At 63.4% G+C, this 20,607-nt stretch carries 19 protein-coding genes; 11 read left to right on the top strand and 8 right to left on the bottom strand.

The genetic code is table 11. From position 1 onward, the window contains the following. Positions 1-66: 66 nt before the first annotated feature. The 11 genes from P12x_RS22670 (at position 67) to P12x_RS22620 (ending at position 12,951) form a co-directional block, all read left to right on the top strand. A complete protein-coding gene (locus P12x_RS22670; protein WP_435007171.1) occupies positions 67-393 on the top strand; it encodes a hypothetical protein in 327 nt (108 codons plus the stop codon). Next, positions 386-2,038 (top strand): sodium/pantothenate symporter, encoded by a 1,653-nt coding sequence (locus tag P12x_RS22665; RefSeq protein ID WP_435007169.1) that lies wholly within the window; start codon positions 386-388, stop codon positions 2,036-2,038. Before P12x_RS22670 ends, P12x_RS22665 begins: the two co-directional genes overlap by 8 nt. Before the next feature lie 920 nt (positions 2,039-2,958). Further along, entirely contained in the window at positions 2,959-4,029 is a 1,071-nt protein-coding gene (locus tag P12x_RS22660) for a DUF1559 domain-containing protein (protein ID WP_435007167.1), read from the top strand. Between the two features lie 196 nt (positions 4,030-4,225). Next, positions 4,226-4,717, top strand: coding sequence for a hypothetical protein (locus P12x_RS22655; protein WP_435007166.1), 492 nt, complete (start codon positions 4,226-4,228; stop codon positions 4,715-4,717). 178 nt (positions 4,718-4,895) lie between these two features. Then, entirely contained in the window at positions 4,896-6,122 is a 1,227-nt protein-coding gene (locus P12x_RS22650) for a DUF362 domain-containing protein (protein WP_435007165.1), read from the top strand. A gap of 81 nt (positions 6,123-6,203) precedes the next feature. Beyond that, a complete protein-coding gene (locus P12x_RS22645; protein WP_435007163.1) occupies positions 6,204-7,583 on the top strand; it encodes a deiodinase family protein in 1,380 nt (459 codons plus the stop codon). A gap of 64 nt (positions 7,584-7,647) precedes the next feature. Beyond that, complete coding sequence (locus P12x_RS22640; protein ID WP_435007162.1) at positions 7,648-9,513, top strand: multiheme c-type cytochrome; 1,866 nt, start codon at positions 7,648-7,650, stop codon at positions 9,511-9,513. An 83-nt stretch (positions 9,514-9,596) separates the two neighbouring features. Further along, positions 9,597-10,895 carry a tetratricopeptide repeat protein gene (locus tag P12x_RS22635; protein WP_435007161.1) on the top strand — a complete coding sequence of 433 codons (1,299 nt, stop codon included), beginning with the start codon at positions 9,597-9,599 and terminating at the stop codon, positions 10,893-10,895. A gap of 347 nt (positions 10,896-11,242) precedes the next feature. Next, positions 11,243-11,539: a type II toxin-antitoxin system prevent-host-death family antitoxin gene (locus P12x_RS22630; RefSeq protein ID WP_435007160.1), complete on the top strand. Its 297-nt coding sequence runs from the start codon at positions 11,243-11,245 to the stop codon at positions 11,537-11,539. A gap of 176 nt (positions 11,540-11,715) precedes the next feature. After that, positions 11,716-11,958 (top strand): hypothetical protein, encoded by a 243-nt coding sequence (locus tag P12x_RS22625; RefSeq protein WP_435007158.1) that lies wholly within the window; start codon positions 11,716-11,718, stop codon positions 11,956-11,958. Positions 11,959-11,979: 21 nt separating this feature from the next. Next, positions 11,980-12,951 carry a peptidoglycan recognition protein family protein gene (locus P12x_RS22620; RefSeq protein ID WP_435007157.1) on the top strand — a complete coding sequence of 324 codons (972 nt, stop codon included), beginning with the start codon at positions 11,980-11,982 and terminating at the stop codon, positions 12,949-12,951. A gap of 175 nt (positions 12,952-13,126) precedes the next feature. Here P12x_RS22620 and P12x_RS22615 read toward each other — a convergent pair whose 3' ends face one another. The 8 genes from P12x_RS22615 to P12x_RS22580 form a co-directional block, all read right to left on the bottom strand. After that, a complete protein-coding gene (locus P12x_RS22615) occupies positions 13,127-14,302 on the bottom strand; it encodes a group I truncated hemoglobin (protein WP_435007156.1) in 1,176 nt (391 codons plus the stop codon). 152 nt (positions 14,303-14,454) lie between these two features. After that, positions 14,455-15,033: an NUDIX domain-containing protein gene (locus P12x_RS22610; RefSeq protein WP_435007155.1), complete on the bottom strand. Its 579-nt coding sequence runs from the start codon at positions 15,031-15,033 to the stop codon at positions 14,455-14,457. Further along, positions 15,030-15,911, bottom strand: coding sequence for a succinate--CoA ligase subunit alpha (gene sucD, locus P12x_RS22605; RefSeq protein WP_435007153.1), 882 nt, complete (start codon positions 15,909-15,911; stop codon positions 15,030-15,032). The genes P12x_RS22610 and sucD overlap by 4 nt, the downstream gene beginning before the upstream one ends. 63 nt (positions 15,912-15,974) lie before the next feature. After that, positions 15,975-16,409 (bottom strand): aspartyl protease family protein, encoded by a 435-nt coding sequence (locus P12x_RS22600; RefSeq protein WP_435007152.1) that lies wholly within the window; start codon positions 16,407-16,409, stop codon positions 15,975-15,977. A gap of 52 nt (positions 16,410-16,461) precedes the next feature. Continuing rightward, a complete protein-coding gene (locus P12x_RS22595) occupies positions 16,462-17,025 on the bottom strand; it encodes a Uma2 family endonuclease (RefSeq protein ID WP_435007150.1) in 564 nt (187 codons plus the stop codon). A 58-nt stretch (positions 17,026-17,083) separates the two neighbouring features. Then, positions 17,084-18,334, bottom strand: coding sequence for an ADP-forming succinate--CoA ligase subunit beta (sucC, locus tag P12x_RS22590; protein ID WP_435007148.1), 1,251 nt, complete (start codon positions 18,332-18,334; stop codon positions 17,084-17,086). Between the two features lie 137 nt (positions 18,335-18,471). Then, entirely contained in the window at positions 18,472-19,080 is a 609-nt protein-coding gene (locus P12x_RS22585; protein ID WP_435007147.1) for an NYN domain-containing protein, read from the bottom strand. An 86-nt stretch (positions 19,081-19,166) separates the two neighbouring features. Continuing rightward, positions 19,167-20,480 carry a dihydroorotase gene (locus tag P12x_RS22580; RefSeq protein ID WP_435007145.1) on the bottom strand — a complete coding sequence of 438 codons (1,314 nt, stop codon included), beginning with the start codon at positions 20,478-20,480 and terminating at the stop codon, positions 19,167-19,169. Positions 20,481-20,607: the final 127 nt, after the last annotated feature.

The following is a 20,607-nucleotide window of genomic DNA, read 5'->3' as shown; positions in this document are numbered from 1 at the left end:
CCGCCATCAATCCCGCCGCTCCCCCGGCTTCTCGCCCGTCCCGGAGATTTTCGGAGCCGATCCGCCGTGCCCGACAAGACCGACACAGTACTCCGACACGCCCGACGTGAGGGCCTGATCATCGGCCTGGCCTGGCTGGCCAGCACGATCTATTGCTGCTCTTATTCCTGGCTCTTCGGATACGGCGACGCCGAGCATCCGCTGACCAAGGCGGACGTCCGGCCGATCCTGGGAATTCCCTCCTGGTGTTTCTGGGGATACATCGTGCCCTGGGGCGTCTGTGCCCTGTTCACGGTCTGGTTCGCGGGCTTCTACATGATCGATGACGATCTGGGCCGCGACCACTCCATCGAACTCGATGCGGATATTCGCGAAGGGGCCATCGATGCCTAATTCCAATGGAGTCCAGGCCCATCCGGCCACGCTGGTGGCCCTCGTGCTGTTCACCCTCGTCTCGCTCGGCCTGGGGGTGGTGGCCAATCGCGTGGCCAGCAAGAAGGCAGGATTTCTCCAGAAGTATTTCCTGGGGAACCGCTCGTTGGGTGCCCTTGCGGTCGCCTTGACCGCGGCGGTGATGAGCGGCGGAACCTTCATGGGGTTCCCTTCGCTGGTCTACAGTTTCGGCTGGGTGGTCGGCCTCTGGATCGCCTCGTACATGGTCGCCCCCCTGACCGTCCTGGGCGTCTTGGGCAAGCGGATCGGTCAGTTATCGAGGAAGACCGGGGCCATCACCCTGCCCGACCTCCTCCGAGAGCGGTTCGGAAGCCCCGCGCTGGGGCTGTTGACCAGCCTCCTGGTCATCTTCTTCCTGACCTGCAACCTCGTCCCCCAGTTCAAGGCGGGCGGGGTGATCATGAAGATCGTCCTGCCGTCCTCCACATACTCCTGGGCCTCGGCCGAGGACCTCGCGGTGACCGTGGACATGGGGTACATCATCGGACTGGCGATCTTCACCGCGACGGTGGTGGCCTACACCGCCTATGGCGGGTTCCTCGCGGCGGTCTGGACCGACGTCTTCCAGAGCCTGATCATGGCCGTCGGGATCATGATCCTCTTCCCGATGGCGATGTATGCCGCAGGCGGCCTGGAGGCCGCAACGTACAAGGGGATGGAACTGGCCGGTGACGGCTTTGCCTTCGGACCCGGGGCCGGGCGGAATTTCCACCCATTAGGGCTCGCGCTCTCGTTCTTCGTGATGTGGGCAATCACGGGGATGGGCCAGCCCTCGACCATGGTTCGACTGATGGCGTTCCGAGACTCTCGGACACTCCGATGGTCGATCCTCTATCTGACGCTCTACAACGTCCTGATTTATGTGCCGATCATCTTCATCTTCATCGCCGCGCGATCGATCCTGCCCGGTCTGGAGAAGCCCGACGAGGCGATGCCCCGACTGGTCATCCTCCTGGCCAACCCCTACATCGCCGGCCTGATCCTGGCGGCCCCTTACGGGGCGGTGATGAGCACCGTCAGCGGATTCCTGCTGATCGTGGCATCGGGCCTGGTCCGAGACGTCTATCAGAGATTCTTGCGGCCCAATGCTTCCGAGCGGGAGATCGAATGGGCCAGCTACTCGGCGACGGTCGGGATCGGCCTCTTCGCGGCCCTGATCGCCCTGAACCCCCCCAAGTATTTGCAATTGATCGTCGTTTTCGCCAGCTCGGGGATGGCGGCCGCGTTCCTGATGCCCGTGATGATGGGGGCCTTCTGGCGGAGGGCGACCGCCGCCGGGGCCCTGGCGGCCATGTGGGCCGGGGCGGGCTCCACGCTGGCTCTCTACGCCTACGGGTCCTATCTCGGCTTTCAGAAGATCGATCAGGGAATCGGCCCCCCTCCTCAGGGGTTCGGAGCCTATTATCTCCTCGGGTTTGAGCCATGCGTCTGGGGCCTGCTTTCCTCGCTGGCCGCCGGAGTGATCGTCAGCCTGTTGACCCCACCTCCCGATCCCGGGCGAGTCGCTCTGCTCTTCGATGAGCAGCCGCCCGATGCCCCCGCGCCCGCGACCCTCGATCTCCATCCTGATCGTGCGATCGCCTGATCGTCCGGCTCTTGATGATCTCGGCCGGATGCCACTCGGATTGTGGCCCGGCCGAGATTCCCTCACGTCTCCCCCGATCCAGCCAGGGGACAAGCGGTCGGCATTCGTACGACCTCGAGGTGGTCGTTCAAGAATCCGGGATCCGATGACCGAGGTCATCCGAACAGCTTCCGATCGGGCACATCGTTCCTCCCGCAGGGCCGACCGTTCGCCACCTGAAAGGGAGGCAAGATCCAAAGGACTCGATCCCGCTCGCGTCAAGATCGGACGGGGCTAAAACCAGACGCCTCGTCTTCACGTCGATTGAATCAAGTGCCGCCCCTGCCTGGATTTGCCCCGATGAGACATCCGTGATATTGCCTCGCTTTCTTATGCTGAAGCGGCGAATCCTGGAGAGATCCGTGCTGTTTCCCGAACGCCACAGTACTGGTTCAGCCTTGACTTTTTAGTGGAATCCTCTTAACGTGACTATATCTACTCGAAGAAGGCTCTACTGGCGGTCCCCCGCAACTCACCCGCCCTCCTTCCTCGTCTTCCTTGAAAACTAGTGGTCGTCGTTGACACCAGTTGGTTTGTTTCTCCTAGGCTTTCGTTGTCGAGGTCTCGTTTCTCGTGACCCGATGAGTTGCTGATTCGTTTCGACACGAATGTAGGTTACTTTAATTCGTGCTCGTCTGCCAGATAAAGCAGACGCGAGTATGGGTTTCTTTACCTATTCGCAATTATTCGGTGTTCCCGTCGAACAGGACCTAGATTCATTAGTACGCTGAATGACTTGAGTTCGATCGTTGGGATGGTCTGATGGCCCCTTGGTTGGGGCGATTGGGTTCGTTGCCCTTGCTCTCGGAGTCGGCGTCTATAGAAAGCAGTGCGTTTTCAGTCGCTCCCATTCTTTCTGAATCGAACAGGTGGAACTCGTCATGCAACGCAGACAGGTCAGTCGTCGGTTCGGCTTCACGCTCATCGAGTTGCTCGTCGTCATCGCAATCATCGCAGTCTTGATCTCTCTCTTGCTCCCCGCCGTCCAGGCGGCCCGCGAGGCGGCCCGGCGCACCCAGTGCGTCAACAATCTGAAGCAGATGGGCATCGCGGTCCACAACTACCACGACCAGATCGGCATCTTCCCGCCCGCCGCGATGTCGCTGGCCCCCGGTCAGGCCGGCTGGGGTGCCTGGTCCAACTCCAATGTCTCGTGGCGGATCCTGATCCTCCCCAACATGGAGCAGAACCCGATCTATAACGCGGTCAATTTCCAGCTCCAGAACGGCGGCGGCCAGACCATCGCCACGGCCTGGTATTCCCGGATTGCGGTCTACAGCTGCCCGTCGGACGGGACGAATCAGGGCTTCGTGCCGTTCAACGACAATATCACCGGCACCTATGCCATGTACTGCCCGCAGCGTCCGGGCACGACAACCCAGCAGGTCCCCACGACCAACTACAACATGAGCTTCGGCGACAACTACGCCGTCCTCCCGCTGAGCGGCCAGAATCCCTGGGAGACGCCCCTCCCGCTTCCCTCCGGGATCCTCTTCAGGATCGGCCAGAACGGCTTCTGGGGGACCACCGGGGTCATCAACTATGGTGGCGAGACCGGTTCGATGCGAGGCTTTGCCGACTACCGGACCATGGGCGTGACGAGCATGGCCGGCGTCACCGACGGGACGAGCAACACGATCCTGGTCGGCGAGGGGCTGCCCGCCCAGGATGCCAACAATAACGTCTGGGACGCCACCGGTGCTGCCTCGGGCGTGACCATCCCCATCAACTGGTTCACCGGTCTGCCGATGACCAGCTTCGGTGCCGGTGCTCCCTGGAACACTCGTGCCAGCTACGCCGGCCGAGGGTTCAAGAGCCTCCACCCGGGCGGGGCGAACTTCCTGTTCGCCGACGGATCGGTTCACTTCCTCAAGAACTCGATCAACCGCCAGACCTATGCCGCCCTCGGCAGCCGGAACGGTGGCGAAGTCATCAGCGCCGACGCCTATTGATCGGCCCGATTCGGCCTGCTGAACATCCTCCGGGATGACTTGCAATCCTTCGGGCTCCGAGCCCCGGCGTACGATCGCCGGGGCTCCTCAACTTTCGCGTCTCGATCCGGTTCGATGCTCGCCGCTTCACATGAATCCTGATCCGGCGTGCGTCCTCGAGACTCGCACCACAATCCCCATCGCGAAATCTGAGACCATGATCACCAAGCATAGCCTCGCGACCATCTGCGGCCTCAGCTTGATCGCCCTCCTGGGCTGTTCGGACGATGGCCTTGATAAGCGGTATCCGGTCTCCGGCATGGTGACCTATCAGGGCAAGCCGCTCGAGTCGGGCTCCGTCACCTTCCTGCCCGAAGAAGGGGGCGGGCGGGGTGCCACGGGAGAGATCACTAACGGTGCCTATTCGTTGACGACTCAGAACCCGGGCGACGGTGCATTCCCCGGCAAGTATGCGGTCACGGTGACCAGCCAGGAAGTCGATTTCAGCGCTGCTGATGCCGATTCCAAGAAGAAGTCGGAGAAGGCCAAAGTCGAGGTCTCGGCCATCCCCGACCAGGCGTCGGTCGCCAAGGCTTACAAGACCGCCAAGAGCAACATCCCCCAGAAGTATGCCCAGATCTCCAGCTCGGGCCTGACCTTCGAGGTCAAGCCGGAGACGAACAAGTACGATATCGAGCTGAAGGACTGAGGTGGCGGGAATCCCGTCCCTTGATCGTCGGCGCGAAAGAACAGCATGCTTCCGGTCCTCGATCCGCCGACCGCCCCTGTCGACCTAACCTTCGCCATGGTCCGAGTCGGTCGCCGGTCCTTGCTCCTCCAGGGGAGCGGACCGGCCTCCGGGGCGGATCGATCCGGGAACTCTCACGATGACAAAGCCCTATCCTTGCGGTGGATTTTCCCGCCGAAAACTCCTCGCGGCCGCCTCCATGGTCCCCTTGCTCGAAGGGGTCCAATTCGTATCCGCGGCCGAGCCTCTTGCCGCTGCCAACCCCCGGGTCGCCCTGGACAACACCAAGCTCGGCATCCCAGGCCCATACCCCGGGCGTGTGATCGAGGCACGACACCCGGGGCTGATCAAGGATGGCGTCCGAGATCGCGAGGCGATCAAGGCGACCGTCGCCCGAGGCATGAAGGAACTCACCGGCGCCGATGATTCGGTCGAAGCCTGGCGAAGCTTCTTCGAGCCCGGCGATGTTGTCGGGATCAAGGTCGTGCCCAACGGCCATCCCATGGCTCCCACCTCGCCCGAACTGGTCCTCGAGGTCATCGAAGGCCTGAAGGCCGCCGGGGTCAAGACGACCGACATGTTCGTCTATGACCGGTACAAGGGCGAGTTCATGGGGCCGGGATACGACAAGATCCTGCCGCCGGAGATCCGTTGGGGTGGCCTGACCCCTGGAGGTGGTTCGCAAACCACGCTCTCTTGGGCCGAGTCCAAGAACGATCCGATCGCGGGCTACGACCCCGACGAGTTCGTCCACATGAACCTGATCGACCACGGGGCCGACCCCAAGGACGACCGGAACTTCCGGTCTCACCTGGGCCTGTTCATCACCAAGCGGGTCAACAAGTTGGTGATGCTGCCGGTCTTGAAAGATCACGGCTCGGCCGGCGTGACCGGAGCCCTCAAGAATATCAGTCACGGCTCCGTGAACAACGTGGCCCGGTCGCACAGCACCCCGAGTTCCAACGTCTGCAACCAGTTCATTCCGGAAGTCGTGAGCCACCCGATCCTCCGGAAGAAGGTCGTCCTCCACATCATGGACGGCATCCGCGGGATCTATCAGAAGGGGCCGTTCGGCAATAATCCGGAGTTCGCCTGGGACGCGAACACGCTTTTCTTCGCGACCGACCCGGTGGCGATGGATCGCGTCGAGTGGACGATCATCGACGCCAAGCGTAAAGAAAAAGGCCTGCCCGCCGTCGCCGCAACCGGACAGGCCGGGATCGACCCCTTCGGCACCGAAGGCTTCGACATCCGACAACCGCAACACATCACCCTGGCCGGGAACCTCGGACTGGGCAATTACGACTTCAAGTCGCCGCGCGGCCGCCGATTCGCCATCGACCATCGGGTCATCCCCGTCACATGATGACGCTCGGCGGCGGCCGAGGAGTCCGATCCCGACCGCCGCCGACAATTGCACCTCTTGATCCCTACCGGAGCGTTCGAAGTGCAGTCGTATCGACGATTCGTCATCATCGATTTACATTCCGATCGGCCCTCAACCAGGATCTGGGCCTTTCTCCTGGCCGCGTTTCTCACGGCGATGGAGGGACCGTCCGCGAACGCGGCGGGCTTGCCGAAAATCCTCCCTCAGCTCATGTCCCGGCCTCGGGTGAACCATGCCAAACCCCGACTCTCCCCGACGGACAAGCTGGAGAAGGCCTGGCCTGGATATCCCGAATGGCTGGCGATGTTCGTCGAAGTCGCCTCGGACCGCACCATCGAGGCCAGGAGCGGATGGTATCGCAAGGGGGTATCGAAAAACCGATTCGACTGGCCGAAGACCCGCGATCGCCTGGATCGCGACGTCGACGGTCAGGTCTCCAGGGCCGAGGCTGGCGTCTCGTCCGCCGATTTCCGTCGGATCGATCGCAACCGCGACGGACGCTTGACCGAGCCTGATTTCGAGTTCTCGGCCTTCGCCCGGACCGGGAGGAGTGAGGACGAGAATTACCCCCTGAACGCCTTCGCCAGCGCCGATCGGGACCACGATTCTCGGCTCAGCAAGGCCGAGTGGGAGCAGATGCTCACGGCCTCGTTCGCCGACCCGATCATCCGAATTATTTTGGCGAACATCCAGGAGGAAGTCGATCAGAGGTTCCAGGAAGCCACACGAGACGGGATCACCTTTTTGACCCTGTCCGACTTCCAGGAGGCCTTCTCGCTGACTCCCAGGCCGGGGCTCCTGGAGCGGATGGTAGGTCCGGTCCAGGCTCCGCCCTCCCGGGCGTCTCAGCAGTCAATGGTCCGCGCCTTCTTCCGTGGTGAGTTGGGATCGATGAGGGCCGGACCCGCCCTGGACGAGCCCGCGCCCGATTTCACGCTGCCGACTGCGGACGGCAGGTCGGAGGTCACGCTATCGAAGCTCTATCCCAGCAAACCGGTGGTCCTGATCTTCGGCAATTTCACCTGTGGTCCGTTCCGGAATCATTCCGGAAGCCTCGAACTCCTGCTCCGTCGCTACCGAGATCGGGCCCATTTCCTGGTGGTCTACACTCGGGAAGCTCACCCGTCCGACGGTTGGCAGATGGAGGAGAACCTCAAATCCAACGTGGTTTTCAATCAGCCTCGAAGTTTCAACGAGCGGGTCGAGATGGCCCAGACTTGCCGGAAGAGTCTCGACTTGGATTTGCCGATGCTGATCGATACGATGGATGATCGGGTCGAAACGCTCTATAGCGCCCTCCCGAGCCGAATGTATATCATCGATCGCGAGGGCCGGATCGCCTACAAAGGAGGTCGAGGGCCGTTCGGATTCAGGCCGGCGGAACTTGAGCAATCGCTCCTCTTGCTGCTCGGGTCCGAGCGGACCACCGACGGCCGATAAGCACCCGGATCAAGATGCTTCGATGGCTCGGCTTGTTCGGTCCGGATCTGGAGTTGCGACGTCGATGAATTTCAAGCCGAGGACCTCAAGGCGAGTCGTCTGGTTCGCCGGGATCGCTGGCCTGGTCGGCCTGACGCTCGTCGTTGTCGTCTTGTCGGGTTGGATCGATATTCAGGGTGGGTCGGCGGCCGAGCGAGGCAGGATTGCTTACGAGCAAGGAGATTGGGGCAAGGCGGTCGAACTGGCCGATCGACACCTATCGAAAGCTCCCGACGACCGAGCAAGTCTGCGACTCAAGGCGCGCGGTCTCGCGCGGATCGGTCAGGCCCGCGAGTCTCGGGCCATCGACGCCCGGGTCGGTGGCGATGGTCTTGAGGCGGAAGATCTCTACCTGATCGGTCGAGGTCTGATCGATGAGGGACGCTTCGACCTGGGAATGGCCGCGCTGGATGCGGCCTCGAAGCTCGACCGGAAACATCCAGAGACGATCCAGGCATTGGCCGATCCTGGAGCAAGGCCGAAAGGCTCGAAGGCTACGGGGCTCCTCGTGCCTCGCCTCGCCTCGATCCCCGCCCCTTCCGCCCTGGCCGAACTGGTGGTGGGCCTCGCGGCGATCGCCGACCAGGGCGGGATCTCCGGTGGTGCCGACCCCATCCTCGACCGCTTCCTACGCCGGCATCGTCCCGAACTCCTCAGGCTCGAAGATCCTACCCTGGCCCGAAAGCTCCTGGCTCGACTTTCGCTCGAAGGTGGGAGGACGGCCCAGGCGCGCGAGTGGCTCGGCCGGGTCGCGGGGCCCGAGAACGATCCGGAGGCGAACTGGCTCCTCAGCAGAGCACTCCTCGTCGACGGCGAGCTGAAAGAGGCGAGCCGGGCTCTCGGCCGGGCCGGCGATTTCGGTAAGGAGACTCCTCTGATCCCGGAACCCGCTCGCTACGTTGGTGCCTCTCGGTGTGCCGGGTGCCATCGCTCGATCTATGAAAACCAGCAAAACAGCAGGCACGCCCAGACTTTGGCCTGGGGAGAAGGTCTGAAAACGACGCGCGTGCCCGATGGCCCGATCGTCGACCCGAAGGAGCCCAAGGTTGTCCATCGCTTCGAGCGGTCGTCGGATCGTTTGACGATCAACACGGAGATCGATGGCCGGACCTCACGTGCCCTGGTGGAGTACGTTCTGGGTTCGGGTCGCCACGGGAGTACGATGGTCGCCCACGACGATTCGGGCGGCCATCGCTCGCTCCGCGTTTCCTACTATCATGGCGGCGAGACCTGGGGCATGACATCTGGGGTGAACCCGAACCCGAACCTCCCCGCGGAGTATCTCGGGGATCTCCTGAACGAGGACAACTTCCGGGATTGCTTGAATTGCCACGCCACGCGATTCGACTCGGAGACGGATCGCGGAGGGCCGGCGGTCGCCGATCGGGGTATCGGCTGCGAGCGCTGTCACGGACCCGGAGATCATCATATTCGCGCGATTGAGGCCAAATTCCCCGATCCCGCTATCGCCCGACCGAGCCTGGCCAGCCATTCGGAACGCATGGCGCTCTGTGGCCAATGTCACGCGGCCGGCGGAGAAATACCCCCTTCCGACCCTCGATTCGTCCGATTTCAGGGCACCACGTTCCCGTTCAGCCGATGCGTGACCGAGAGCGGCGGCCGGATCGATTGCGTGACCTGCCACGACCCTCACAAGGACGTCGAGACCGACCCCGCCTATTATGAGGCCCGATGCCTGGCCTGCCACGAGTCGGGCGAGCCGAAATCCGCGACGTCCGATCGGGTAGACGCTTCGTCATGCCCGGTCAATCCCGCGAAGGGATGTCTCGATTGCCATATGCCTAAATCCGAGGAAGTCATCCCTTATACGCGATTTACGGATCACCACATCCGCATTCACAAGTCCCAGGATCGGCGGGCGGCTCGCTGATGGGCGATGCTGGGCCGGCCATCGGCCGGGATCGATCGACGGATCAACCAGGCCTCGATCCCGAGGCCACCGGGGCATCATTCATGGGCCAGTCTCAGGTCAGTCCGGGTCGGAAAACGGGTTGGGGATGGGGCCGGCAGGCCGCCCTGGGGATCGTCGGACTCCTCGCGATCGCCGCCCTGATGTCGTGGCTAATGAGCGATCCCTCCGCGTCGATCCGGAAATCGGTCCGCGAGTCGCTGGCGGCTCGCCAGTACGACCTGGCCCGCGAACGGATCGCTCGATGGGCCGAGGAACGGCCCCGAGACGGCGAACCATCCTATTATCGAGCCCGGCTCGAGGTCCTGCTCGACAAGCCCGTCGAGGCGCTCGCGGCGATCCAGGAATCGCTCGATCGGGGCTACCCTCCCCAACAGTTGATGGTCCTCCGGGCCATCCTGCTGGCCCGAGCCGGCCAGCTGGAGCAGGCCGAGTTGCCCCTCCGTGCGGCGATCGAGGATCCCGACGGCCTGACACCTGAGATCGCCGAGGCCCTGACCAGGGTCTACATGGGCAACTTCCGGGTGGCCGAGGCGGCGAAGGTGATCGATCGATGGATGGAAGCGGCCCCCGACGACCCTCGGCCTTATCTCCGCCGGATCCAGGTCGATGAGCGGATGGAGCCCGAACCGGCCCAATCCATGAACAATTACCGGGAGGCCCTGCGACGGGATCCCAAGCTCGCCTCGGCCCGGCTGGGACTGGCCGAGCTCCTCCTCTCGGAATACCGGAACGACGAGGCCGAGGTCGAGTTCGAGAAATATCTCGAGCTTGAACCGAAGGGCGTGCCAGGTCACATCGGAGCCGGCAAGGTTGCCTTCCTGAAGGGCGACATCCAGGGGGCGACCGAGCATTTCAAGGAAGCCCTGGCGATCAACCCGCGTTCCATGGAAGCTCTCCGTGAATTCGCCTTGATCGAACTCAGGATCGGCCGGGTCGAGTCGGCGATCGACCACTTCAAGCAGGCGATCGAGATCGCACCGTTCGACTTCGAGCTTCACTACAACTATTCGAGGGCGTTGAAGTCGGCGGGCCAGGATGACCTCTCGCTCGAAGAAGCCGCGATCTCCGAGAAGCTTCGAAAAGAGTCGGATCGCGTCCTGGAACTCAGGAATCAGCTCGTCGCTCGCCCGAGCGATACGGAACTCCGGTGCGAGGTGGCCAAATGGCTGATCGAGAACGGGCACGAGGCGGAGGGTCTGGAATGGACCAACCTGATTCTTCGCCAGAAACCCGGCCATCAGGCCACTTGTCGGCTCCTGGCCGACTACTACGCGAAGAAGGGGAACCACGGCCTCGCGAATTACTACCAGATGGCCGGATCGCTCCAATCGCCCCATTGATTCTGTTCGATCTCATCTCCCATGTAAGAAACGAGATCCGCTCGAACTTCGGTTACTCCGATCGCCCGCAAACCGGTCGTCCGGTGTTGTGAACCCTTGCAATCACTCGCTACCCCTTCCATAATAGACGCGGACTCTGGGCCGGTCGCTCGGCCCGAATCACATCCTTTGTCGCCTATCGATATCGTCGAGGGGTCGAATTGAATCTCTGAGTTTCGACCGCTCGATCATCCGAATCAGCCTCATCCGCCGTGTCTCATCCCCCCCGAGACCGTCCGGTCGAACCGGACCTGATGAGATGTTGCGCCCTGGGATGTTCCTACTCTGTTCAGGAGGAGCCGCGGATCATGGCGGAAAAATCGTCCGACTCGCCCGTCCGGATCATCGGGAGTCGCGAGTTGCACCAGAATCTTCCGACCATCCTCCGGGAACTCGAACGTAGCGACGTCCGATATGTTCTCACCGTTCACGGGAAGCCCCGTGCCGTCCTGGTCGGGGCGGAGCCCTACATGAACCTGGTCCTCGACCGGAAGAGTCCCAGCGAGGCATTGGTGGGGCTTCAGCTGAGCGCCTTGCTCGGCGAGACCTTGAACACATCGTCGCTCGACGACCTCGAGAAGGCGCTCGAACCCGAAGTCGACTGAAAGGCTCGTCGGGAGCGTTTCGGAACACCGCCTCAACGCGATCGTCGCACGAAACTGCGACTCAAGGTTCGTGCTTGCGCCCGGGGAATGTTCCGGTTAGGGGACGATCGCGTCGGACTGGCGATCCTTGCCTGACCTCATCCTGATCTTGACGCCGATTGGCGAAGCCGCCACGGATGACGACGGTTCTTACAACCGGTGGGGTTGGAAGGGACCTCGGAAGGGGGCTCGATCGACTTGAGGAGAATCGGAAAAATCTCCTCGTTTTTTTCGCCTTCGGCATTCTGGCGTGTAGAGTTGAGTCGAACCGGAAAGAGATTGGTTCGGATGAGCGAATCAATTTAAAGAAGTCCGGCATCCTGGTTGCACTACCGAGGTTCCTCGTCGCACCCTTGAGCCTCCCCCTCGAATCCCCGTAATTCCCGTCCCAGGAGAGTCCCATGGTCCATCGGAAAATGGTCCCGTTCTCGGTGCGCGCGTCGCGACTCGGCCGCCTTGGTGTGCCCGCCCTGATCCTGATGGTTGTGGTCGGCTGCAGCCATCGTCGGGCTTCCATGCGTCCTGTATTCACCACTCCCATCCAGGCCGGGACCGCTCCGGCAATCGTCGTCCCTGCGGAACCACAGGGGACCGTGACGACCGAACCCGACCTCGAGCCGATTCTCGCCCCGAATGCCCTGGCCCCGGCCCCCATCAATTCGGAGCCCGTGATCCGCACCCGGAATTCCCCCCCGGTTCCCAACGAGGCCGATGAACCGCCGCTCAATCAGCCTTCGCAGGATGGACTGACGCCTTCCTCCTCCTCCTCCGGGGGTGTGGAACTGACCAAGCCCAGCGCGTATCGGAGCACCGGTCGGAAGGCCAGTGCTCCCCGTCGGACTCCTCGGGTGTCATCTCGCGAGGAGGTCCGTCCTTTCCTGAACGATCCGTTCGACCTCTTTCAACCCCCCAAGGCCGACCGGCCCTGGAAATACGTCGTGCTCCACCACAGTGCCAATGCCAAGGGGGGGTACGATCAGATCGATCGCGATCATCGGAAGGTCCTGGGCTTCGAAGGCTGCGGCTATCATTTCGTGATCGGCAATGGGACCGATAGCCCCGATGGCCAGATCGAAGTCGCCGATCGATGGTTGAACCAGAAGAACGGCGTCCACTGCCGGAATGGCCGGACCCCTGAGGTGAACGAGTACGGCATCGGGATCTGCCTGGTCGGGAACCTCGATCAGGCCCCGCCCACCCCTCGACAGATCGCGGCGGCTCGTGCGCTGGTTGCCTATTTGACCGAGCGATACCAGATCACGGCCGACCACGCCGGTAGCCATGATCAATTCGCCGACAGCCCGACCGCCTGCCCTGGTCAGTACTTCCCATCGGAAGCCATCTTTGGTTCAAAACATCTGGCGGCCCGTTAAGTTGCCCTCTTGGTTTCAGCACTTCTCCGTTCAGAATACAGTTCGATAACTCCGACGAATATAAATCCGAGCCCCCTTGACTCCTCATGGTCAAGCGGGCTCGCCTGGTTGGCTGGATCTCCGACTTCAAGACGACCGAAGTTGCCGGAATCGAGAAGGTGTCCTGCCCCGAGGATCAGTTAACCTTCTCGACGATGGCGTCCGTGGTGGTGGCGATGATGCCGATCAACTCATCGATTTCCTTTTGCGGTACCCGGTAGACCTTGAGGACGGCGACGAGGTCCCCGGCGATGGCGTCGAACTGGGCCTCGGTGATGGCCATCCCGGCGTGGGCCGGCTTCATTTCGCGCCCGGTGTACTTCAAGGGCCCGCCGGAGACCGAGCTGATCTGCTCGACGAGGAGTTGCTCGATGTGCTTGACGCCGTCGGCGTCGAGGGGATACTTGCCGCCCCGGGTGAAATCGACCTTGGGGTCGTCGGCGGCTTTCGCCACGAAGTCGTGGACCACCGCCCGGATCGCGGGCTCACCACCCAGCCGTGCCCAGAGCGAGTTGGGGTCGATCGGGACATCGGGTACGGCTGGCACGGGAACCGGAGGCGGGGGGGGAGTGTCGCGAACCTTCTCGACGATGGCGTCCTTGGTGGTGGCGATGATTCCGACCAACTCATCAATCTCGCGTTGAGCAACCTTGAACGAGTTGAGGACGGCGACGAGGTCCCCGGCGATGGCGTCGAACTGGGCCTCGGTGATGGCCATCCCGGCGTGGGCCGGCTTCATCTCGCGTCCGGTGTACCTCAAGGGCCCGCCGGAGACCGAGCTGATCTGCTCGACGAGGAGTTGCTCGATGTGCTTGACGCCGTCGGCGTCGAGGGGATACTTGCCGCCCCGGGTGAAATCGACCTTGGGGTCGGTCGCGGCCCGGATGACGAAGTCGTGGACGACGGCACGGACCGCCGGCTCTCCGCCGAGACGAGACCAGAGCGAGGACGGTGCGACCCTCGGAGCCATCCCCGCCCGGACCCCATCCAACGTGGAACGCAGGGCGACGGCCCTCTGTTCGTAGGTCCGCATCGTATCGGATGCTGCCAAGCCCTTCTGGATGGCTGCCTGGAGATCCGGGCGATATCCCAGCATTGGCCCCAGTGAAATCAGCGAACCTTGATAGACCCGGTAGCAGCCCGCGGCGTCCCCTCCGTTGTAGAGCGGGACGCCGACATTGATCGTCTGAACGATGGATTTCTCGATCTGCGCGTCGAGTTCCCGAGACGCGATCGTGCTTTCCTGGGCGACACCCGTCGATGCCAAGAATGTGACGACGAACGGAATCGACCAAACTTTCGAGCGGATCATGGTGAATCTCCCGGCTCTGAGCAAGCACAAGCCGCAGCGCCGCCTTCTGGAGGAGGCGAGGATGGGGCGAGGGTTCATCGAGGAGGAATGTAGCTCGGCTCTCGTCGCCAGGCAAGCGGCTGATTTGATGAACCATCCCCTGATCGAGAGATTCAGGAAGCCTTCTCGATCGCCCGAGCCCGCCGGACCGCCTCGTGGAGCAGGGCGATCAAGCTCATCGAGTCGGTGATCCGTCCATCCTGGATCATGGACCAGGCCTCGCCCCAGGTGAATCGGCGAACCTGGAGCCGCTCGGTTTCCTCGGGCTCGCTCTCGCCCTGGGTCAGGCCGGTCGCCCGGTAGAGATAAGCGATCTCATCACTGACCGAGTTCGAGAGATGCGAGCAGCCGAGGAACTCCAGGCTCTCGGCGATCAGTCCCGTCTCCTCGCGAAGTTCGCGACGGGCGGTCGCCTCGGGTTCCTCCCCCTCGGGTCCTCCCCCTTCGGGAATTTCCCAGGAGTAGAGGCCCAGCGGATATCGGTACTGGCCGACCAGCCAGACATTGCCGTCATCGTCGACGGGCAGGACCCCGATGGCCTTGTTCTTGTAGTGGACCACCCCGTAAATTCCGGGCTGACCATCGGGGCGGACGACCTGATCCTCGCGGACGCTGATCCACGGGTTCTCGTAAATCCGTCGAGAACTCGTGGTGGTCCAGGGATTGGCCAGTGGGTCGTGGTCCTGGCTCATGCTTTGAGGGCAGCCTGGAGCGAGATGCCCATGTCGGCGGGGCTCTTGGCCACCAGGATGCCCGCTCCTTCGAGGGCGGCGATCTTGTCGGAGGCCTTGCCCGATCCCCCCGAGATGATCGCTCCGGCGTGGCCCATCCGCTTGCCGGGCGGGGCGGTCTGGCCGGCGATGAAGGCGGCCAGCGGCTTGGTGAACTTGCCCGACGCCTTCAACGCGGCAGCCTGTTCCTCGGCATTCCCGCCGATCTCTCCCATCATCAGGACGGCGTCGGTGTCTGGGTCGGCCTCGAACATCATCAGGGTATCGACGAAGCTCGTGCCGTTCACCGGGTCGCCGCCGATCCCGACGCAGGTGCTCTGCCCGATCCCGAGGTTGGTGAGCTGCCAGACCGCCTCGTAGGTCAGGGTGCCCGAACGGCTGACGACGCCCACGCGTCCCGGCTTGTGGATATAGCCGGGCATGATCCCGATCTTGCAAGCCCCCGGCGTGATCACGCCGGGGCAATTCGGGCCGATCAGGCGGACGCCCTGGTGATGTGCCTTCAGGTAGGCCACCGCCCGGGCCATGTCGAGAACGGGGATCCCTTCGGTGATCGCGACGATCAGGGCGATCCCTGCGTCGGCGGCTTCCAGGATCGAGTCGGCCGCGAAGGGCGGGGGGACGAAGATCATGGTCGCGTTGGCGCCGGTGGCCTTGACGGCCTCCTCGCAGGTGTCGAAGACCGGGACGCCCAGGGTGGTCGTCCCGCCCTTGCCGGGGGTCACTCCGCCAACGAGATTGGTCCCGTAATCGCGGCACTGCTCGCTGTGGAACGCGCCCGCCTTGCCGGTGATCCCCTGACAGATCAGCCGCGTGTTCTTGTCGACCAGGATGCTCATGCGTAGGTTTCCGAGTGAGGAGGCTTCGCGGGTTGTTCTGTGGGGCTGAAATCCGAGGAGCGATCAAAATAGCTCGTACATATGCTCACCGCCGTGGGCGGGATTGCCGATCAGCGTGTGATCGCGAAGGTTGACGACGAAGTCGAGGTGTTCGAGCGGGAGTTGACCGATCAGGACCGGGACACCGTCGGGAACTTCCATCACGTCCATCGTGCAACTGCGTCCCTGGATCGTCAGTCGGACTGCGTCATAGATCCCGACCTCGGCGATACCGATGCTGCTCTTCACGCGTTTCGTGGTAAATTGCGACAGTCCTAGCTCATGGATCATGCTTCTGGGAATCGAGAGCAAGGTCGCTCCCGTATCGATCAGCGCGTCCGAAACCACAAGCTTTCTCGCGTTCTCAGGAGGAGTCGATCCTCGCTCGACGTCCCAGACATCTCGAAGATTCTCAATCGTGGCCTCGACGGTCACCCGACCCATCGACTCGGTCTCCATCGGCTTCGATCTCCCATTAGTATCGGGACTTCGCCGATCCAAGAAACGTAATCTACCGGAAAAGCTCATCGACGATCAGACGCCAGTCCGGGACCGCCGGTTCCGCATTGGTGGTCTGGCCGATCCCGAAGACGGCGACCGGGCGGGCCGGGTCGCCTCGATAGGGCGAGATCGTCTTCGCGATCGGATCGACATCCCAGACGACCAGGGTGCCCGACTCGAAATAGTCGGCCCGTTTGGCCTCCAACTCCGACTCTGCCGCAGGGCCGTGGTCGTTCTCGCTCCGGACCTCGACGGCCAGGGTCGAAGTCCCTTCGATGAACAGCATTCGATTGGCCGGTCGTGGGCCGACATAATAAGAAGCGTCTGGCTGGAACGATTGCCGGCCGTTTGCGAGCGGCGGGTCGACGGCATAACCGACGCCGTCGGGAAAGGCCACGCCGACGCCGTTCCGCCGGGCATAGTCGCGGAGGCTCACGGCGACTTCAAACGCAATTTCCGAGGGAGCATCACCGCTGGCCATGAAGTGAACGATCCTCCCGCCGATCAGTTCTGCCTTGCCCTCGACCCTGGCGAGGTCTTCGAGCGTGGCGGGCGTTCGTGTCGAGGTCGCCATGGCTAGCGTCTCCCATCATTTCTGCGGGATCGATTCGGGAACCCTCCGATGACTCGAATCAGGCCGCACCCTTGGCCGCCGCGACCACCTTCTTGGCGGCGTCGGTCAGGCCGTCGGCGGTGATGATCTTCCGGCCGGACTCATCGAGCAGCTTCTTGCCGAGTTCGACGTTCGTCCCTTCGAGTCGGACGACCAGGGGCACCTTGAAGTCGATCTCGTCGTAGGCGGCCAGGAGGGCAGAGGCGATCGTGTCGCACTTCATGATCCCGCCGAAGATGTTGACCAGGACCGCCTTGACGTTGGGGTCGGCCAGCAGGATCCGGAAAGCTTCGAGGACCTGATCCTTCTGGGCTCCGCCGCCGACGTCGAGGAAGTTGGCCGGCTCCCCTCCGTGGTACTTGATCAGGTCCATGGTGCTCATGGCCAGGCCGGCCCCGTTGACCAGGCAGGCGATGTCGCCTTCGAGGCTGACGTAGCTGAGGCCGCTCTTGCCGGCCCGGAGTTCGTTGGGGTCTTCCTCGTCCACGTCGATCAGGGCGGCGATCTCCTTGTGGCGGAACATCGCGTTGTCATCGAAGTTCAGCTTGGCGTCGAGTGCCAGGACTTCGCCCTTGTCGGTGACGATCAGGGGGTTGATCTCGGCGAGCGAGGCGTCGGATTCGAGGAAGAATTGGACGAACGCCTTGAGGAACTTGCCGCCGTTCTTGGCGCTCTCGCCGCTCAGGCCGAGGGCCTTGCAGACCTTCCGGGCCTGGAAGTCGAGCAGCCCGGTGTTCACGTCGATCGGCTCTCGGTGGATCTTCTCGGGCGTCTCGTGGGCGACGATCTCGATGTCGACCCCGCCTTCGGTGGTGGCCATCAGGACCGGGCATTGCAGCTCCCGGTCGACCGCCAGCCCGAGGTAGAGTTCCTTGGCGATGTCGTGGCCGACGGTCACGAGGACCTTCTTGATCGCCTGCCCATCAGCCCCGGTCTGGTAGGTGACCAGGGTCTTGCCCAGGAGTTCGGACGCGGCTCGCGTGGCGTCCTCCCTGCAGCGGACCAGCTGGACCCCCTTGGCCATCCCTTCCTTGCGAGGCTTGATCCCGCTGGCGATCTCCAGGGCCTCGCCCCGGTCGTCGTCGGGGCCGATGGCGATCCCTTTACCCCGGCCGCCCGCGTGGACCTGTGCCTTGACGACGATCAAGCCGCCGCCGAGCTTCTCGAAGGCGTCGGCCGCCTCGTCGGGAGTCGAGACGACGATGCCGTCGGGCACGGCGACACCGGCGGCCTTGAGCAGATCCTTGGCCTGGTATTCATGGACTTTCATGGGGCTTCGGGCCTTGGCTGGACGTTCGGTGGGAGACCTGGCAATTGGGGAGGGCCTTGTATTCCGGGGACGGTTCTACCATACCCCGCGTGAGGGTTCCACCCTCCAGGCCGGCCCGGCGGGAGGTCGCCGCGATCTCATCGACCGAGGAACTCGTCCTCGACCTCGCGGGCGATCCGGGCCAGCTCTTCGTCGGTCGGGAAGGCCGGGTCGCCTTTGAAGGCTTCGCGGACCTCCTCCGACTCCACCAGGTCTCGGAATTCCTCGAGCCAGAATTCCGCCTCTTCGGCCGAGGGGATCTCGGCCCGGATCGGCTTCTCGGGCTTGGTCGCGAGTCGCCGGGTCCCCTTGAGCTGGTCGAGCCGGACCCAGTAGTCGTCGGCCGACAGGACCTTGGCCCGTTTCCGCGAGGCCGCCTTCTGGATCCGGTGGTCGGAGGAGACGACGGTGAGCGACTTCGGGCTGTTATGCTGGGAGATCAATTCCTCGATCCGCTCGTCCGCGCTCTCATTCTCGATCGCATAAAGGACGGCGAGTCCCTTGTGGCGGGTGGCCTGCGGGAGGTTGAGTGGGGCCTCCACGGCGTCGAACACCACGGTCGTCAGGTGGGCCTCGACCGGGTCGAGCCAGGAGGCCAGGTCGTTGAGGAACCGGTTCCGGACCTTGCGGAACCGATCGGGACCCAACCGAGGGCCCAGGAGGCCGCCGGCATACATCAGGTTGTATCCATCGATCAACGTGCGCATCGGTGTCGGGCCGGGGTCGTGGTGGATCTCGTTCCCCGATCTAACTATACGCGATCGAACGATTTTCGGCAAATCTCCCCGCCCTCTCAGGGGGCGATCGGCATCCCCGGTTCGTTGATGATCCCTCCGAGGGTGTGCTTGACCTCCCCGCCGACGATCACCGTATGGGCCCGCCCCCGGACGTTCCAGCCGCCGTAAGGGGTATTCCGGCTCTTGGAGTAGAACTTGGCCGGATCGATCGTCCAGGGTGTCGTCGGGTCGATGATGGTCACGTCGGCGTCGGCCCCCGGTCGGAGCGTCCCCTTGGGGATTCCCAGGAGCTTGGCCGGCTCGACGGTCAACTTGCGGATCGCCTCGTACCAGGTCAGGTGGCCGGGTTCGATCAGCCCGAGGACGGTGATCGGGATCAAGGTCTCCAGTCCGACGATCCCGAACGGGGCTTGATCCAGCTCGCGCAGCTTCTTCTCGGGAGCGTGCGGGGCGTGGTCGGTCGCCAGCAGGTCGATAGTCCCGTCGCGGAGCCCGCCGATCACCGCGTCGACATCAGCTTGCGTTCGTAAGGGCGGATTCATCTTGTAGTTGGAGTCGAACGTGCGGAGTCGTTCGTCGGTCAGGGTGAAGTGGTGGGGGCAAGCCTCGGCGGTGACGTTGACCCCCCGACGCTTCCCTTCGCGGACCAGCTCGACGGCCCGCTCGGTCGAGATGTGCTGGATGTGGAGCCGGCCTCCGGTGATTTCCGCCAGGCGGATATCGCGGGCGACCATGATGTCCTCGGCGGCGGCGGGCATCCCCCCCAGGCCGAGCTTCATCGACTCGAATCCCTCGTTCATCACCCCGCCCGTCGTCAGCTCCATCACCTGACAATGTTGCATGATGCAGCGATCGAACATCTTCGAATACTGCAAGGCCCGACGCATCAGGGACGCCGACGAGACCGGAGCCCCGTCGTCGGTGAAGGCTACCGCGCCGCCCGCGACCAGTTGCCCCAGCTCGGCCAGTTCCTCTCCCTCGCGACCCTTGCTGACCGCCCCGACCGGGTAGACGTTGGCGAACCCGGCCCGCTGACCCTGGAGGACGACGAACTCGGCCGCCCCCTGGCTGTCGAGCGCAGGGCGGGTGTTGGGCATGCATGCCACCGAGGTGCAACCCCCGGCCAGGGCTGCCCTTGCGCCGGTGGCGATGGTCTCGTCTTCCTCGTTGCCGGGCTCGCGAAGGTGGACGTGTACGTCGATCAGTCCCGGACAGACGATCATGCCCCGGGCGTCGATGACGAGGTCGGCCTCCTCGAATCCCTCGCCGATGGCCAGGACCCGCCCCCGACCCAGGCAGACGTCGGTCACGCGGTCGAGGTCCTGGCTCGGGTCGATCACCCGGCCGCCGTTGATCTGGATCGTACGCACCTGAGGCCTCGCTTTCCGGTCGTGATCCCCCGGCCCATCCGTCCCGATCAGCGGGCAGGGCAGGGGGGCTTCATCATAGGGCGACCCGGGCCTCGCTTCCATCGGGCAAGCGGGGAGATACGCCGCG

It is taken from the genome of Tundrisphaera lichenicola, from assembly GCF_051175385.1.
Classification (GTDB): domain Bacteria; phylum Planctomycetota; class Planctomycetia; order Isosphaerales; family Isosphaeraceae; genus Tundrisphaera; species Tundrisphaera lichenicola.
The sequence above is the reverse complement of the archived record's forward strand: the minus strand, read 5'-3'. Positions and strand labels throughout refer to the sequence as shown.

What these genes read in the sequence shown, in the direction of transcription:
- P12x_RS22660 (WP_435007167.1), top strand. Translation starts at nt 2,959, where the DNA reads ATGCAACGCAGACAGGTCAGTCGTCGGTTCGGCTTCACGCTCATCGAG.
- P12x_RS22640 (WP_435007162.1), top strand. Translation starts at nt 7,648, where the DNA reads ATGAATTTCAAGCCGAGGACCTCAAGGCGAGTCGTCTGGTTCGCCGGG.
- P12x_RS22610 (WP_435007155.1), bottom strand. Translation starts at nt 15,033, where the DNA reads ATGAGCCAGGACCACGACCCACTGGCCAATCCCTGGACCACCACGAGT.
- P12x_RS22585 (WP_435007147.1), bottom strand. Translation starts at nt 19,080, where the DNA reads ATGCGCACGTTGATCGATGGATACAACCTGATGTATGCCGGCGGCCTC.
- P12x_RS22630 (WP_435007160.1), top strand. Translation starts at nt 11,243, where the DNA reads ATGGCGGAAAAATCGTCCGACTCGCCCGTCCGGATCATCGGGAGTCGC.
- P12x_RS22615 (WP_435007156.1), bottom strand. Translation starts at nt 14,302, where the DNA reads ATGATCCGCTCGAAAGTTTGGTCGATTCCGTTCGTCGTCACATTCTTG.
- P12x_RS22600 (WP_435007152.1), bottom strand. Translation starts at nt 16,409, where the DNA reads ATGGAGACCGAGTCGATGGGTCGGGTGACCGTCGAGGCCACGATTGAG.
- P12x_RS22665 (WP_435007169.1), top strand. Translation starts at nt 386, where the DNA reads ATGCCTAATTCCAATGGAGTCCAGGCCCATCCGGCCACGCTGGTGGCC.
- sucC (WP_435007148.1), bottom strand. Translation starts at nt 18,334, where the DNA reads ATGAAAGTCCATGAATACCAGGCCAAGGATCTGCTCAAGGCCGCCGGT.
- sucD (WP_435007153.1), bottom strand. Translation starts at nt 15,911, where the DNA reads ATGAGCATCCTGGTCGACAAGAACACGCGGCTGATCTGTCAGGGGATC.
- P12x_RS22650 (WP_435007165.1), top strand. Translation starts at nt 4,896, where the DNA reads ATGACAAAGCCCTATCCTTGCGGTGGATTTTCCCGCCGAAAACTCCTC.
- P12x_RS22620 (WP_435007157.1), top strand. Translation starts at nt 11,980, where the DNA reads ATGGTCCATCGGAAAATGGTCCCGTTCTCGGTGCGCGCGTCGCGACTC.
- P12x_RS22635 (WP_435007161.1), top strand. Translation starts at nt 9,597, where the DNA reads ATGGGCCAGTCTCAGGTCAGTCCGGGTCGGAAAACGGGTTGGGGATGG.
- P12x_RS22625 (WP_435007158.1), top strand. Translation starts at nt 11,716, where the DNA reads ATGACGACGGTTCTTACAACCGGTGGGGTTGGAAGGGACCTCGGAAGG.
- P12x_RS22655 (WP_435007166.1), top strand. Translation starts at nt 4,226, where the DNA reads ATGATCACCAAGCATAGCCTCGCGACCATCTGCGGCCTCAGCTTGATC.
- P12x_RS22595 (WP_435007150.1), bottom strand. Translation starts at nt 17,025, where the DNA reads ATGGCGACCTCGACACGAACGCCCGCCACGCTCGAAGACCTCGCCAGG.